This is a genomic window from Paenibacillus sp. UASWS1643, assembly GCF_008693195.1.
In the GTDB taxonomy this organism is placed as follows: domain Bacteria; phylum Bacillota; class Bacilli; order Paenibacillales; family Paenibacillaceae; genus Paenibacillus; species Paenibacillus amylolyticus_B.
In genome coordinates this window covers 43,055-58,736 of the sequence record NZ_VXKZ01000112.1, presented here as the reverse complement: position 1 = coordinate 58,736, position 15,682 = coordinate 43,055, and the positions used below count along the sequence as shown (strand labels likewise).

The window sequence follows — 15,682 nt, the reverse complement described above, 5'->3', positions numbered from 1 at the left end:
GATGCAGAAAGGAAGCCGAGTCATGAAAAATTTCGTCATTCTTGGAGGCGGCTATGGCGGCCTCACCATCATCAAGGAACTTCTGGAGGGTAAAATTCCATCCGATACACAAATTATTTTGGTGGACCGCAGCCCCTTTCAGGGATTAAAGACAGAATATTACGCACTCGCGGCAGGAACCGTATCTGATTATGACCTGCGTATCCAATTCCCAGTGAGCGATAAAGTCACTTACCGTTATGGAGAAGTTATTTCGATTGACCTGGAGCAGCGTCAGATTGAATTTGAAGGTCAAGATCCGCTCGTGTACGACAAGCTTGTCATTGGACTTGGTTGTACAGACCGTTTCCACAATACACCAGGCGCCGAAGACTACAGCTGTACCATTCAGAGCTTTAGCAAAACACGCGAGACCTACCTTCGCCTGAATGAAGTCAAAGCCTATGGCAATGTGCATATCGTAGGCGGGGGATTAAGTGGTGTCGAGATGGCAGCCGAACTTCGTGAGAGCAGACCGGATCTAAACATCAGCATTCTGGATCGTGGTGAACGTGTATTATCAGCCTTCCCGCAGCGTCTATCCGTGTATGTGCATGAATGGTTCAACGAACATCAGGTAGAGACACGCGGGCATATCGCCATTTCACGTGTTGAACCTAATGCCATCTATAACCGGGATGAACAGATCCTAACCGATGCTGTCGTGTGGACTGCAGGCATTCAGCCGGTAAAAGTGGTACAGGATCTGGACGTGACCAAAGACCCTCAAGGTCGTGTCGTTCTGAATGAATACTACCAAATCCCGGAATATACCGATGTGTATGTCGTTGGTGACTGTGCCAGTGTACCATATGCACCTAGCGGTCAAGCTGCGGAAGTACAGGGTGAGCAGATCGCCCATATTCAGCATGCCCTCTGGAAAGGCGAAAAGCCCAATCCACATCCACTCAAGCTTCGTGGCACACTCGGTGCACTCGGCAAGAAGTCTGGGTTTGGGCTGATGGGCAAAACGTCCATGATGGGACGTGTACCTCGTATTTTGAAAAGTGGTGTGCTCTGGATGTCCAAGCGCCATCTCGGTTAGTCGAGATCGAGATCGTCCCATGCATCGGCTTCGGCAACTTTGGCCAGAATGGCGTTATATAGGTCTTCCACTTTGTCCGTGATGACAACTTCGCCATTCACCAGTGCAAATGGAGTCATAGAACATTGGCCGCAGTTGGTGAGGCAGCCGTATTCAATCACGTCATAGTCTGGATTTTCTTCCAGTTGATCCATGACTTCATCTGTGCCAAAATGCATATTATTGGCACAAAATTCAATAATCGGTCTCATTTAAGTTCACCTGCTTTGTTTGACCATTTTAATTTGTGGCCATTTGTAATATAATATAGGAAGGAAAGGAGTTGAACAATATGAGCGAAAACGCACAAAGCACCATGTATGATGAGGTATCTGATGTGCTTGATAAACTTCGTCCGTTCCTGCAGCGCGATGGCGGTGACGTGGAACTGGTCGACGTGGAGGACGGCATCATTAAGCTGAAACTGGTCGGTGCCTGCGGCAGTTGCCCAAGCTCCACCATTACCTTAAAAGCCGGGATTGAACGTGCCCTTCTCGAAGAAGTTGAGGGTGTACAAGAAGTCGTACAAGTATTCTAATCAATCCTTCACGAAATAAACCTCAAGAGCCTTTCGCTTCGCATGAAGCGGAGGGCTCTTTTTTTGTGTGCATATGCAGAGAGTCCATGTTCACAGTCACCTTGACCCGTTTCCACGTACAATCCTTCAATTCACCTTTTAAGTATCCTCGCGCTGTATGGTTGGACGAATCGGATCAAGTCCTCCAGATACATCCATAATGTTACCTGTTATAAAATCGGAATGATCAAGGCACAGATACGTAATCACTCGTGCGATATCTTCACCGCTGCCTGGTCGCCCTCTTGGCGTTTCCTCGTCGGTGATGCCTGCCATTTCATCAATCGTTTTCTCTTTGTTCGCACCACGAATGTCACCTGGACATACCATGTTAACCGTAATTCCATACGGGGCTTCTTCAACCGCGAGTGTCTTTGTAAAAGATACCAGACCCACCTTGGCAGCCGCATATACGGCGCGATGAGGCCAAGATCTCGCTTCTCCAGCATGACTGAAGCCAAAATGGATAATGCGCCCCCATTGCTTGCGTCTCATCTCTGGCAATACACGCTGATCCAGTAACATCGGTCCCAACAGATTTCCCTGCACAAGCATCTGGACCTCAGCTTCAGAATAATCCGCAAATAATCGTCGTTCACGGACAAATGGACCTGCGTTATTCACCAAAATATCAATGCTGCCCAGGTTGCCTTCCACCTGCTCAACCAATGATGAGATATCTTCCACCTTGGATATATCAGCCTGGATGGCAATGCACCGCACACCCTTGGCTATAATCTGAGCCTTTAAAGCCTCAGCTTCTGTTCTGCTGTGTACATAGTTGAGGGCAATATGACACCCTTGATCTGCCAGACTGAGGGCCGTCATTTTACCAAGACCTTTGGCACTTCCCGTTATGAGGGCAACCTTTCCCTTCACGTTCATCCCCCTCTTCAAAGAGCAGTCACTATCCAGTATAAAAGATTTATCGTCCTCCTACAACTCGCTTATCCACAAGGGATTATCCACCTTAAATTCCAAATATATCTTGATTGAAATCAAACACCTATGGTACTGTCGAGGATATAACTCGAAAGGACTTCTACATGAATATGAAGAACAAAAGATGGATATCATTTCTTACGCTTTTAATGTTGAGTTTATTAACAGTTTCTAGTGCCTTACAGGTATCAGCGGCAAGTGAGAGCGAGCAAGCGCCTGATGAGTACGATTGGATTACTGGACCAGCATCTGTCTCTCTGGACGGTAAGGCCACCCTGGAAGTCCCTGAAAGCCATTCCTATCTGGATAAGGCCAATACCCAACGCTCGATACTTAACAGTGATGGGAAGCCTAACGGGAATGAAATCGGCAGCCTAACCAGCAATAGTGAATTCGGCTCGTGGTATGTTGTGTTTGAATACGTGAAAACAGGTCATATCCATGATGACGATCAAAATTTGAGTGCCGAAGAACTGTTAAGCAGTTATATCCGAGGCACAGAAGAAGATAACAGAGAACTTGATCCTGAATACAGAACGTACATAACGGGGTGGGAAATCGAACCGGCATATGACAGTACCAAACATCAGTTAGTCTACTCCCTTGGTTTTAAGAATGCTGATCAGCAAGCCATGGTCAATTACAATGTAAAACTCCTGACACGCGAAGGGTACATCACAGCCATTCTGGTTACAGATACGGCTAACTTTCAACAGAGCCGCCAGGCATTCGAGGAAACTGTCCTTAATCGACTTAGCATCAATGCAGGATATACCTACGAGGAGTACAATGCTTCGACTGACAAAACATCCACTATAGGGCTCAACAGTCTTCTGATGGGCGGGATCGGGTATACGGCTTCCCAGAAATTCAGTGCTCTTCTTTTGCTCAAAAAAGGATGGGCCTTGATCCTGATTGTCGTCCTTGGGTTAATCGGTTGGATCAGATACAAGATCAAAAGCTCACACGGAGAAGAAGAAACACTCTCTCCCTCCGAGAGAACGTACCTGCAAGAAGCAGATGAGCAGCAGTATGCTGATCAGAATGAATTATCATACTACCGCCAATCCGGGCATCCATCCAACGCGGAGAAACAAGATAAGCCCTAACCCTTCCCTTATTAATCCCCACGTCAGCACAGATTAAGAAACATAAAATAAGCCGTATATCTCTTCAGAAGAGATATACGGCTTATTCTTAATAGCTTCACATCATATCATACATATCGTGAATTATTCAGTTGCAGGTTCAACTGCACCTTTATAACGTTCTTTGATGAATGCTTTCACTTCTTCGGAGTGCAAGGCAGCAGCCAGTTTCTGAATTGCATCTGCATCCTTGTTGTCCTCACGGGAAACGAGGATGTTCGCGTATGGGTTACCTTGCAGATCTTCGATCAACAAAGCATCATTCGCTGGATTCAGGTTTGCTTCAAGCGCATAGTTAGCGTTGATGAATACCAGATCCGCTTCATCCAATTGACGAGGCATCATAGCTGCATCCAGCTCGATGATATCCAGGTTCTTCGGATTGGCTGTGATATCTTGAATCGTAGATGTAATATTTGTGTTGTCTTTCAGCGTAATGATACCTTCCTTCGCGAGCAACAACAGAGCACGTCCACCATTGGATGGGTCATTTGGAATTGCTACTTTTGCGCCGTCAGCCAATTCATCCAAAGACTTAATCTTTTTGGAGTATCCACCAAAAGGTTCAACATGAACAGGTGTTACAGAAACGAGGTTGAATCCACGTTCTTTATTCTCTGTGTCCAGATAAGGTTGGTGCTGGAAGAAGTTTGCATCCAATTTTTTATCAGCAAGTTGCTGGTTGGGTTGTACATAGTCATTGAACGTAACGACTTGCAAACGAATACCTTGTGCTTCCAGTTCAGGCTTGATGCTTTCCAGAATCTCTGCATGTGGTGTAGGTGAAGCTCCAACTTTCAATTCAACCGTACGTGGTGCACCTGCTGAATTATCTGCGCCGCTATCAGCGTCCTTATTGTTTCCGCAAGCTGCGAGAACCGCAATTAACATAAGACTAAGTAGAGCAAAAGACCATTTTTTCATGTGTAAAACCCCTTCTCTAATCATTTTTTTCATGTGGCGTCCGCATGAATGCATATCCATCATGTTATCTATGTGTTATTTCCTGGTGAAAAATGTAACCAAGCGATCTCCAGCCATCTGGAGAATTTGCACAAGAATGATCATCGACACTACGGATATAATCATGATTTCATTTTGATAACGATAATACCCATAGTTGATTGCCAGCGTTCCCAGACCTCCACCACCAACCATGCCCGCCATCGCCGTGTAAGAGACAAGCGTAACGATGGTAATGGTTATCCCAGCAACCAAACCAGGTAACGCTTCAGGCAGTAATACCCGTCTTACAATCTGTCCGGTCGAAGCGCCCATCGACTGTGCCGCTTCAATGACACCCCGATCAACTTCACGCAACGTCGTCTCCACCAATCGAGCAAAGTAAGGAGCTGCTGAAATAACTAAAGGTGGTATAACACCTAACACTCCTGTAGCTGTACCGACGAGTGAACGAGTGAATGGAATAAGAGCAACAATCAATATGATAAATGGGACTGAGCGCAAAATATTCACAATCAAGGACAATATAATGTACACCGTCCGTGATTTGATCGAAGCAGATCGGGCTGTCATGAACAGCAGAACTCCGAGCGGTAAACCAAAGATTACGGTGAACAAGCCTGATACACCCAAAATTTGCAGCGTCTCAATAGAGGCTTTACCAACCTCTTCCCAGCGAACTGTTGAAAAATCCATCTAACGAAGCACCTCCACATCAAGTCCCTCTGCGGTTAATTCTGATATCGTCCGATCAATCGCAATGGAATCACCCTCGAACCGAACGGTCAGCTGTCCATAAGGCACCTGTTTAATCGTAGAGATTGTACCCTGCAGGATGGCAAAATCCACACCCGTCTTACGTACCGTCCTCGACAAAATCGCTTCATACGTTTTGTTCCCCAGAAAGGATATCTTCACAAGTTTCGAAGCAACACCTGCCTGCAATTCAATGCCTGCATTCGCCAGAGCGGTCTCTTCCAGAGCCAGTCCAGCTTCATGGTCACGCATCATGAAGTCTCGTGTAATCGCATGCTGCGGCTTCAGGAACACCTCGGTTACAGGTCCCTGTTCCACAATACCACCTTGATGAATGACAGCCACCTTATCACAGATGTTTTGGATGACATGCATCTCATGTGTAATCAGCACAATGGTAAGGTTGTATTTTTCGTTAATGTCGAGCAATAACTTCAGGATTGAATTTGTCGTCTGTGGATCAAGTGCTGAAGTAGCCTCATCGCAGAGAAGTACATTCGGATCACTCGCAAGTGCTCTCGCAATCCCTACACGTTGTTTCTGTCCACCTGATAATTGAGCTGGATATTTGTTGCTATGGTTCTCCAGACCAACGAGATTGAGCATTTCCTTCACTTTGCGATCAATGGCATCCTTGGGTGTATTCACAAGCTTTAGTGGAAAAGCCACATTATCATATACCGTTGCAGAGGATAACAGATTAAAGTGTTGAAAAATCATCCCGATCTTGCGTCTCTGTTGCTGCAGTTCGGTTTTGCTCAGTTCAGTCAGGTTGATCCCATCAACCCATACTTCACCCTCCGTAGGCCGTTCCAGCAAATTAATGCAGCGAATCAATGTACTTTTGCCCGCTCCAGAATGGCCAATCACGCCGTAGATTTCGCCCTTTTGGATGCTCAAATTCAGCTCGGATAACGCTGTTGTAGATTTTGCCCCTTTGCCGTACGTTTTCGTTAAACCTTTTAATTCAATCAATCGCACTTGCCCCTTTCCAACCACCTACATGTATCTTTACCCGATCTAAAGGAAAACTCCCCTTAAAGTACAAAAAAGAGCCCTTTGCAGATACAAAGAGGGCTCTTCACGTGAAAGAATATACCTTCTCATCTGCCAAAATCGTGTCTTGCACCATTTTGTAGGAATTAGCACCTAACATCTATAACGAATGATACATGTATCATGTCGTTACAAATCGGTTGCCGGGCTTCATCGGGCCTGTCCCTCCGCCGCTCTCGATAAGAAATATGTTGTTGTAGGATTTTATAAGTTCATGTAGTTTATGCTTTATAATGTGAACGTAACTTCCGAAATATCAATTATATCCGCGTAACATTCGATTGAAATTCAGTATATTCCAAGTATTCCGATTTGTCAAAGGCAATTATTTCTTTTCCATATTTTGTTGATATAACGATAAGAGGCTGTTAATGTTTCACAGACCATATCCACGCCCTGACGCATTTCCTGCACATGCTGATTCAGATCCTCCAACTTTACTTTACCTTGCAAGGTCTGGTGTAACTGCCAAAGGTCATCGTGCATTTCTGAGTTCATGTAGTGAATTTCCATATTACGTCGTTTGCGCAGCTTGCTCATCGGCTCACGATAAGAGTCCTTGATCTGTATTAATTGCAACGCAAGATCATGATGCTCCCTTGCATAATCGAACTGCCTTAACACTGTAAAATAAGAAAAATGCGCTTTGGTATTTGAAGTATTCAACTGGAATATTTCGTTTAATACCGTGCCCACCTTATCCAGGATGGCAAAGCAACGGATAAAGCCATCTTTGTAGAAATACACATACCGTGCATACTCGGCTTTTTCAGTCGCCGTCATATCTTCCGTTGAGCCTGCAACGACCTTATTGCGAAAATGAGCAGCAGCGAAACAGCTTTGCTCCAGTTCATCCAGTGAGGAGATGAGTCCCTGAGTCCACACATACAGTTTCCGATAGTCATGCGTGGGATCATGGTCCACATGCATTTGTCGTTGAAATAACTCAAGCGTATGCGCCATTGCGTCCATCGCTGCCTTCAATTTACCTTCGTTTATACGTGGCTTTTCCCCCAACAACGTTCGCAGCATATCTAACCTCCTCTTTTCCAAATCAACAAGAATTCATCACCGTAAACGTAACACATCATCCATTCCGTGTAATTGCTGCTTGCCATAGGTTGCCCTGATCCCCCTGACATCAAACAAAGTCCACCTGTCCAATGATGTACATCAATGGATGGTGGACTTTCATATTTAGCCCAAGTACCTCTGGAAAAAGAATGGATCTATATCTTAGAAACGATTAGCCGGGCGATGCAGCTTGTACACCAGGAAACTCATATACGTTAAAACTCCGAATAATATGGCGATATCCAGCATATGAGCGAGAGCTACAAACATGTATACTTCCGGACGGTTCATTGTCACCATCATGAAAATACCAATGACTACTTGCATCAGAACAAGAACAACGGATACCACACCCAGAGTACGCATTTCCTTGTTGTCCGGATGATTACGGTACGCGAAGTGACCCAGGATCGCAATAACAATCACGAGCGACGCAGCAGCTGCACGGTGAGCAAAGGCAACTGCAACCCCACCCGAAAGCTCAGGAATAATCTGACCGTTACAAAGCGGAAATCCCGAACATCCGCCGGCAGAATCCGTGTGGCTCACAAATGCACCCGTGTATACCACGAGATATGTGTATATGGTGGAGAACCAGACCAAATTCCTGAATTTTTTGCTAACCCGAGGGTATTTATTCAGGCGCTCCAATCCGCCATCTTTGGCCTCCTGTCTTATGCCCAGCGCCATCATTAGGGAACTGGCAAAAGCAATCAGTGCAAAACCAAAATGCAGTGCCATGACTGCTGAAGATTGGGAGAAGACAACGGCAAAAGCCCCCATGATTCCCTGGACGATAACAAATACCAGAGTTAAGAAAGAAAACAATTGCAGGTCACGGCGTGACTTGCCGAACTGCAGAAAAGCAACAAACGAGGCAATGGACAACAGTCCAGCCAGTGCGCTTACAGCGCGATGGGAATATTCAATAAGTGAAGCCACAGTATGTGCCGGAACGAGTTTTCCGTTACATAAAGGCCATTCTGTTCCGCAGCCAAGGCCTGATTCCGTTTTGGTTACGATGCCTCCACCAAAAGTGGCCAGAAACATGACAAGACAGGTTAATACGGTTAACCATTTAAACAAAGTTAAGTGTTTCAATTTTTTCTCACCCGCTGTTGGTTTAAGATGGCGAAGAATATTCTCCGCTTGTTTCGGTACTTTGACACTTATTTCACAACTAAATTCATTATACCGGATAAAATGTTCATTGACGTCGCGCTTTGTGACAAAATGTTAACGTCTGGTGAAATAATGACCCACAGGTCATTGGGGTTATGTAATTGAGGGATATGCCAGTTGAATTGGGTCTTAAACAGAATCCTGAACACACAAACGCCATTTCCCTATTTCAAGAGAAATGGCGTTTCATCTAGTATACCCTTTAACAACATGAACCTGTCATACATTTATATAAGTTCAATGAAAAATTTACACAATAACGGAGAGGACAGAAATAGCCTGAAGAAGCGAAGCGTTCGCCTTTATCCCCGGATTTCCCCCTAATAAAAGGGATCAAAGAAATCTGGGGATAACAGCGATCAAAAGGTTATTCTGTCATCGGAGTGTCTGTGTGAATATTCATCATTTGAACTTGTATAACATCATTTATGGATCGTGTTGTACACTTCAACTGCGCGATCCAGGAACTGCTCAATCTCTTCTCTTGACTTGCGAAGCTTGTTCACATACCGTATGAGTTCGCGGCCATCTGAATACGCCACAAAGCTTGGAATGCCAAGAATATTCTGCTCTTCACTAACCGTTCCAACCTGATCCACGTCGACCTCAATCAAAGTCAGTTCACGTGCATATTTCTCTTCAACCTCAGGCATAAACGGATCGATGTATTTGCAGTCGCCACACCAGTCTGCCTTGAATACGGCAATCGTCAAACGTGGGGATTGGATAGCTACATCAAAAGCCGGTTTGGAAGTAATCTGTTCCATTCGGTTCATCTCCCTTTCTGTACCTTGTCTTACCCTAAGTGAAGCAAATTGGCGAGTGGAAGTCAAATAATCAGCGCATACTTAGAATAAACCACATGGTCTGTGAATTTAAACCCAGAACATCATGAAAGGATGTCACATCATGACTTCCACCAGAACCGATTCTTCCAGCGAACAGCATCACGGGTCCCTTCTGCAGATTGTCCGTTCCATTCCGGGTGCTGCCCGTGAAATCTGGCGTGGCAAACAAGCGGCATGGCAAGCTTCAGCACAGCTTCGTCACCCATTGCGTGACATCGAGTGGGATACCGATACGGCAGCTGCCTTACAGTCTGAAGTGGAGCGTTTGTTACCTGCCAGCGGCAAATCTTTTGCACGCACGGACCAGGTTCAAAGCGCACTCGTCTGCGAAGAAGATTGCATCATTCTGGAAGAGATTAAGACACTGACCCAGGAGCATAATCGGAGTAATATCACCCGCACGGCAGCCTATCTGGAATGTTATGAGCAATATCCCGAACTGCATTGGGCACTGCTGGCCCATATGGTCTCTCGCAACGGCGGATATCACATGACAGATCTTCAAAGTGACTTAATGCATAATCTACAGAATCAAAGCGATCGCGAGCATATGTATCGGCTGCTGGAGCGATGCAATGCACTCATTTTCCAAGATGCATATCCCCAGCTTTTGCTGTATATGAACAGTCGCCGGATCGGACGAAGCTGTTTCCATCTCTTGTCGCACTTTCACGTATCGGCGTTTATGACGCCGTTTTGGGAACGCTTTTGGCTGGAACGATGCAGTTCATTGCTAAGTGTGGCATTAATTATTAATGAGCAGAACTATATCGAGAGCCGGGTGGTGCAGCATCCTTATTTTCAAAAAGAAGTACTTTCCAAACCCGCATTCCATCTGCATAATCTGGCCGGTCTGAATCACATCGTCTTTCCTCTTGGACGGGGAGCAGGACTCGCAGGACGCGTTATTGAACATTTTGGCAAGTTGGATGAGCGAATCATGTTTGGCAAAGGCCTATATGCCTTGTTGTTTGGCGTGGAGCAAGTACACACACAAGTGTTAGAGTTCGCACGTTTGGTTCCCCATCGTGGCTCGCGCGCTGAATATTGGCCTGGCCTGTTTACCAATCATGAAGACGAGGCGAATGAACATACATTATACGCTCAGGCGTTACTGGATGAGGAATGGCTTCCAGAAGGGCAGCGATTATTTAGTCCGGAGCTGCTCTCCGTATGGGGAGACACCCCTTATGAACCGATCACCAGACACGACTGGCTTCAGACTCGGGATAGTCTCGGTTACCTGACGGCACCTCGCCGCCCATGGCTGTTTGAGATGAGTCACGAACACCGGTATGGCATGCTGAAAACAGCACTGGCTCATGATGCTAAAGCGATCACACACTAATGCTAAGGATCATATGGAGCAGTCAAAGACGGATGATGTGGATACCCTGATATACCGCTAATCCTTGCTTACGAGGCTAATCTCGAGCTCATTCAATCAGCTCGCTTTATCTATACAAAAAGCCCTGTCCGCTTAACAGCAGACAGAGCTTTTATCCATGAGCTTATATCCTATTTTCACAAAATATTTATGCTTGAATAATGCACTTTGTATTTTTAACCTCTTTGCCCAGCTCCACGTTGAAGACGCATAAGTGGACGAAGAATTTTTTGCAGAATACGGGGGTAACTGCCCAGCTCGTCCTTGCGCAGTACACGCAGCACAACCATGAGAACCAGATACACCACCACCACAAGCACACCAACCACAAGGCAGGTAAACAAGAAGGATACACGCGCTGGCAGGAACAGTCCAAAGATCGTATTCCCAATCCAGTTCGTTGCAAATCCTACACCTGCTGCAAGCAACACTGTAATGATAAACCCTTTCCAACGATCTCCCATGATGGAGAAATCAACGATTTTGCGAAGGACCCGCAGATTCAGGTACGTGATGACCAGGAAACAAAGGGCCGTTGCAATAATAATGCCGTAAATGCCAAAGATCGGCGCCAGAATCAGACTTGCGATCAGTTTGATCACAACACCTGCTGCGACACTGATCATTGTAATCCGTGGTTTCCCTACCCCGAGTAAAATGGAGTTGGTGGTCATCATCGTAATCTGGAAAATGGTACCGAATGTTAACAAGGCAATGATCGGCGTTCCATCCAGATTGGTAAACAGCAATCCGTTGACCGAATATGCTGCCGCACAAAGCGCAATGACAATCGGCATACCTGTCAGAATCGAAATGCGCAACGCAAGTGTAACCTGGCTCTTCAGATGCGCTTCATCCTTGCGGGCAAATGCTGCTGAAATGACAGGCACCAACGATTGACTCAAAGCGATAGCCAGAATCGGAGGAATACCCGCAATACTTTGGGCTTTCGCACCCAGGATCGCAAGTACACCTGTCGCTTCTTCGAGTCCAATCCGGCCACTAAGCAGTGGTACCACAAGGGATGAATCGATGAAGTTAATGGCTGGAACTGCAAGTGAGGACAACACAATAGGAATAGACAGCTTGAAGATATCACTGTAGATACCTCGCATCGGTAACTGCTCTGCACGCTCGTAATTCAATTGGGCCGCACGGTCGCTACGACGCAGCTTCAAGGTGAAGTACAGCATGACACCAAATGCACCCACACTTCCTAATACCCCGCCAAATGAGGCACCTGCAGCAATCGTTTGGTCATCATAATTCCATTGCAGCATGATATAAGCCACAATAATGGCTGTACCTACACGGGCGAACTGTTCAACAATCTGTGAAATACCACCCGCTGTCATGTTGCCGCGTCCCTGGAAATATCCACGCATCATCGCAATGGCCGGGAACAGCAGCAAGGCTGGAGCCAAGGCGCGAATGGGGCTGACCGACTCCGGTACTTTGGAGACATACGTGGCATAATAAGGTGCCGCGAACCATAATAAAGCAGACATGACTACCCCGGCAACAGCCGCAAAGATCAGGGCTGCACGGTAGATCTGTTGAGCTTCACCCGCGCGTCCGAGCGCATAGCGTTCCGATACCATTTTACTAAGTGTACTCGGTATGCCCGCCGTTGCTACAGTTAACAACATTAAATATACCGTATTGGAGATCGTAAACGATGCGTTACCGACATCTCCAAGGATATGCTCCAGCGGCACCCGTTGAACCAATCCGAGTACTCTTGCGATCAGCGCAGCTGCCGCCAGAATAAGCGTACCCCTAATGAATGTTTCTTTCTTAGACAAACGAATTCCCCTTCTTTCCTCCACACCGGACGTGCATCCCGTTGAAGCTAATCCTGAACGTTTAGGCGAATCTTACCACCCAGATAATAAAGAGAACAATCATGACGATTTGCAAAATAATTTTCATCACAGTACTCGTAAATAACCCCACGACCGAACCAAATCCAACTTTTGAGGCTTTGGAAGGTGAAGACCCTCCGATCAGTTCCCCGATAAAAGCACCGATAAATGGTCCCAATACCAGTCCGAATGCCGGAATGACAAATGGACCAATGATAACACCAATGGTACTCAGCGTGGTCGATAACTTGGAGCCACCGAACTTCTTCACACCCCATGCGCTGACAACATAATCAGCCACAAACAACACAACAACAATCAGAATCTGAATGATCCAGAACCACACACCAAACGGATCAAAGCTAAAGAACCAGCCGTAGACCAGAAACGCGAAGAAAATAGCTACAGCACCAGGCAGTATGGGATATACCGTTCCAGCCATCCCCACTGCAAACAGCAGCACAATTAAAATCCAGGCAATGGTTGCGAGCAAAGGTTACTCCCCCTTCAAAATATGTTCACGGATCACTTCGACGATGCCGTCTTCATTGTTACTCGCTACGATCAGATCAGCCGCTTCCTTCACCTGCTCCTGCGCATTACCCATTGCTACACCCAGACCCACGGCCTCAATGACAGCCAGATCATTCAGACTGTCTCCGACAGCAACAACTTCGGACATCTCGATACCCAGCAGTTTGCAGACTTCCGCTACACCACTAGCTTTGGATACGCCAGCAGGGTTGATCTCAATATTAACGGGTGAGGAATTTGTCATTTGCAGGCCACCCATTTGTTGCAGTTCCATCATGATCTGGTGACGCACTTCATCCACTTCGGTATTAAAGCCGAATTTCAACCATTCCAGACCTTCAATATTGTCCGTCCAGCGATCACGGTTGAACAGCTCTTCCACGGAGTATGCCCAGTACCAGCTGTTATATTTCTCACCGATCTCCTGCATTCTGCGAATCAATACCGGGTCCATCAGATGACGCATATGCAGATCATGCGGGGCTTTCCATACCTCACTGCCGTTAACGGTAACCATCGGTGTCTCCAGCCCAAGCTGCACCGCATAAGGCATCGCGTGGAATACGGCTCTTCCCGTGGATAGGCACACATGCACACCCCGACGAATGGCAATCTGAATCCACTTGGCGGTCTCCTGTGTAATTTCATGATTATCATTAAGCAATGTTCCATCCATGTCCAATGCAAGCAATTTGTATTTCAGTTCACTCATACAGTAGTTCCTCCTTGGTTGTCTCTCTCCAAGTTGAACTCATGGATATCCATCAGGGGCATTACGCGGGCAGAAAACCTTTCGAGTGGTAGTATCTTTGTTTCAGAATTACCTTTTTCTTTAGTGTATTGAGATTATACGAGGTAACCGTTACGTGTACGGATCATCTTCCGATCGCTGTTGTCTCCGAATTCTCTAGATTCTCTCTTCTTAAAGGTTAGAAATTCGGAGACAGCGTATGCTTTCGAAGCAGCTTTCTTGCAGAAAGCTTTCAGGCGAACGCTATCGCTTCTTCAGATCGATTCCGCCCCCTTCACTACATCACCTTTGTATCTAAAGCTCATAACACCTAACATCAAGAAGTAAATTCATAAACAAATATCCCTTCTCTAGGTCCTTTCTGCCCTCTCCGTACCCAATGTATCTCCAGTTCAACTTAAAGGTTCTCTTTATCTATTTTAAACATTCTTTCACAACAAGATCGCCCGGCATCCGTAAAACGGACGCTCCGGACGTCACAGCTAACGACATTTTACCACAGATCATCTGTATGCAACAAAATAACCCGCTCAGGATTACACTTCGAAGTTATTACATTTTATGTAATGTATAATTTCCTAAATAAAAAAACGATCCACCTCCTACAGGATGAACCGCTTTTAGCTTAACCTTTGTCACTCTGCCTGTTTTCCAGCCTAACCCGTAGCCAAGATTAAATACAATTATCCCCTGTCCGCTCCTCTGTCTGGTTTGGATACTGCAAACAAGGATTGGGACATCAAATTCATAGTTTGTTTATATACGTTATGGGCTGCCTTTACATCACCAAGGAACCCGCCCATATGCAGGTGGATTACACCGTGCAGCGATGCCCATATAGTACTGACAAGAGTTTCGGTCTCTTCCTGGTCCGAAATCTGTCCTTGCTTCTGGGCAGTGCTAATTAGAATCAGCAAGCGGTGTATGGCAGTCATCGTTCCCTGCATACTCTCTGCATCCGGCTTGAACTCGGCAAAAGCCCCTCCGAACATCAGCTTGTAGTAGCTGGTATAATTCTGCGCAAACTGCCAGAAGGCTTCCCCCAAATCCAGTAAATGCTGCAAGAAGTCAGAGGACGGCGGCACTTCTTCCAAACACTTGGCGAGCAATTTGCAGCCCTCCAGATACAACTGCTGGGCCAGACCCTCTTTATTAACAAACAAACTATAAATGATCTTGGTAGAGCAGCCCATCTTTTGCGATACTCTGCGTACAGTAACAGCCTCCGGCCCTTCTTCCTGCAAAATGGCTGCTGCCGCATCAACCACAAGCTTACGGAGATTTTCCGTGTTTTGCAGGCGAGCTTGCTGATATGTTTTTAATGCCCGCCCCTTGGATGGTGAGAGCTTGTCTTCGTTACTGATAAGGATCACCTTCATTTAGTTATCACGTTTCTGACCGGAAACAAAGTTTCCGACTTCTAACAGGCATTCTAACCATTTGCAGAAAAGTTGTCAATGAAGTCATCCTGCTAAA

At 46.1% G+C, this 15,682-nt stretch carries 16 protein-coding genes and 1 riboswitch; of the genes, 4 read left to right on the top strand and 12 right to left on the bottom strand.

From position 1 onward, the window contains the following. The first annotated feature begins 22 nt into the window (after positions 1 to 22). A complete protein-coding gene (locus FE296_RS19520) occupies positions 23 to 1,084 on the top strand; it encodes an NAD(P)/FAD-dependent oxidoreductase (protein WP_150366051.1) in 1,062 nt (353 codons plus the stop codon). On the opposite strand, the gene FE296_RS19515 is transcribed toward FE296_RS19520, so the two are convergent. Then, the gene (locus FE296_RS19515; protein WP_105601302.1) at positions 1,081 to 1,335 is read right to left on the bottom strand and encodes a YuzB family protein; all 255 of its coding nucleotides are present in this window, start codon (positions 1,333 to 1,335) and stop codon (positions 1,081 to 1,083) included. The two genes, FE296_RS19520 and FE296_RS19515, sit on opposite strands and share 4 nt — an antisense overlap. A gap of 80 nt (positions 1,336 to 1,415) precedes the next feature. Here FE296_RS19515 and FE296_RS19510 point away from each other — a divergent pair, with 80 nt between their 5' ends. Continuing rightward, positions 1,416 to 1,661, top strand: coding sequence for a NifU family protein (locus tag FE296_RS19510; protein ID WP_053783253.1), 246 nt, complete (start codon positions 1,416 to 1,418; stop codon positions 1,659 to 1,661). Between the two features lie 138 nt (positions 1,662 to 1,799). Here FE296_RS19510 and FE296_RS19505 read toward each other — a convergent pair whose 3' ends face one another. Next, entirely contained in the window at positions 1,800 to 2,579 is a 780-nt protein-coding gene (locus tag FE296_RS19505) for an SDR family oxidoreductase (RefSeq protein WP_076319815.1), read from the bottom strand. Positions 2,580 to 2,791: 212 nt separating this feature from the next. Between FE296_RS19505 and FE296_RS19500 the strand changes: the two genes are divergently transcribed. Beyond that, positions 2,792 to 3,751: a DUF2167 domain-containing protein gene (locus tag FE296_RS19500; RefSeq protein ID WP_190945374.1), complete on the top strand. Its 960-nt coding sequence runs from the start codon at positions 2,792 to 2,794 to the stop codon at positions 3,749 to 3,751. Positions 3,752 to 3,874: 123 nt separating this feature from the next. Here FE296_RS19500 and FE296_RS19495 read toward each other — a convergent pair whose 3' ends face one another. The 6 genes from FE296_RS19495 to FE296_RS19470 all read right to left on the bottom strand — a co-directional run bounded on the left by FE296_RS19495 (position 3,875) and on the right by FE296_RS19470 (position 9,588). Further along, a complete protein-coding gene (locus FE296_RS19495) occupies positions 3,875 to 4,714 on the bottom strand; it encodes a MetQ/NlpA family ABC transporter substrate-binding protein (RefSeq protein ID WP_091037894.1) in 840 nt (279 codons plus the stop codon). A 75-nt stretch (positions 4,715 to 4,789) separates the two neighbouring features. Beyond that, positions 4,790 to 5,449, bottom strand: coding sequence for a methionine ABC transporter permease (locus FE296_RS19490; RefSeq protein WP_047841298.1), 660 nt, complete (start codon positions 5,447 to 5,449; stop codon positions 4,790 to 4,792). After that, positions 5,450 to 6,484 (bottom strand): methionine ABC transporter ATP-binding protein, encoded by a 1,035-nt coding sequence (locus tag FE296_RS19485; protein ID WP_150366049.1) that lies wholly within the window; start codon positions 6,482 to 6,484, stop codon positions 5,450 to 5,452. Between the two features lie 125 nt (positions 6,485 to 6,609). After that, a riboswitch (SAM riboswitch) is annotated at positions 6,610 to 6,751 on the bottom strand. A gap of 129 nt (positions 6,752 to 6,880) precedes the next feature. Next, a complete protein-coding gene (locus tag FE296_RS19480) occupies positions 6,881 to 7,597 on the bottom strand; it encodes a Cthe_2314 family HEPN domain-containing protein (protein ID WP_150366048.1) in 717 nt (238 codons plus the stop codon). A gap of 204 nt (positions 7,598 to 7,801) precedes the next feature. Further along, the gene (locus tag FE296_RS19475) at positions 7,802 to 8,689 is read right to left on the bottom strand and encodes a COX15/CtaA family protein (RefSeq protein WP_411860591.1); all 888 of its coding nucleotides are present in this window, start codon (positions 8,687 to 8,689) and stop codon (positions 7,802 to 7,804) included. A gap of 554 nt (positions 8,690 to 9,243) precedes the next feature. After that, positions 9,244 to 9,588: a thioredoxin family protein gene (locus tag FE296_RS19470; RefSeq protein ID WP_124117471.1), complete on the bottom strand. Its 345-nt coding sequence runs from the start codon at positions 9,586 to 9,588 to the stop codon at positions 9,244 to 9,246. A gap of 142 nt (positions 9,589 to 9,730) precedes the next feature. On the opposite strand from FE296_RS19470, the gene FE296_RS19465 reads away from it, so the two are divergent. Next, on the top strand, positions 9,731 to 11,017 hold the full coding sequence (locus tag FE296_RS19465) for a DUF2515 family protein (RefSeq protein WP_150366046.1): 1,287 nt from the start codon (positions 9,731 to 9,733) through the stop codon (positions 11,015 to 11,017). A 215-nt stretch (positions 11,018 to 11,232) separates the two neighbouring features. On the opposite strand, the gene FE296_RS19460 is transcribed toward FE296_RS19465, so the two are convergent. From FE296_RS19460 to FE296_RS19445, 4 genes are all read right to left on the bottom strand, one after another. Next, positions 11,233 to 12,861 carry a putative polysaccharide biosynthesis protein gene (locus FE296_RS19460; protein ID WP_150366045.1) on the bottom strand — a complete coding sequence of 543 codons (1,629 nt, stop codon included), beginning with the start codon at positions 12,859 to 12,861 and terminating at the stop codon, positions 11,233 to 11,235. 61 nt (positions 12,862 to 12,922) lie between these two features. Continuing rightward, positions 12,923 to 13,363, bottom strand: a complete 441-nt coding sequence (locus FE296_RS19455; protein WP_047841365.1) for a DUF456 domain-containing protein — start codon at positions 13,361 to 13,363, stop codon at positions 12,923 to 12,925. 54 nt (positions 13,364 to 13,417) lie between these two features. Further along, a complete protein-coding gene (locus FE296_RS19450; protein WP_091020802.1) occupies positions 13,418 to 14,167 on the bottom strand; it encodes a Cof-type HAD-IIB family hydrolase in 750 nt (249 codons plus the stop codon). 722 nt (positions 14,168 to 14,889) lie between these two features. Beyond that, the gene (locus FE296_RS19445; protein WP_190945372.1) at positions 14,890 to 15,585 is read right to left on the bottom strand and encodes a TetR/AcrR family transcriptional regulator; all 696 of its coding nucleotides are present in this window, start codon (positions 15,583 to 15,585) and stop codon (positions 14,890 to 14,892) included. Between the last annotated feature and the right edge of the window lie 97 nt (positions 15,586 to 15,682).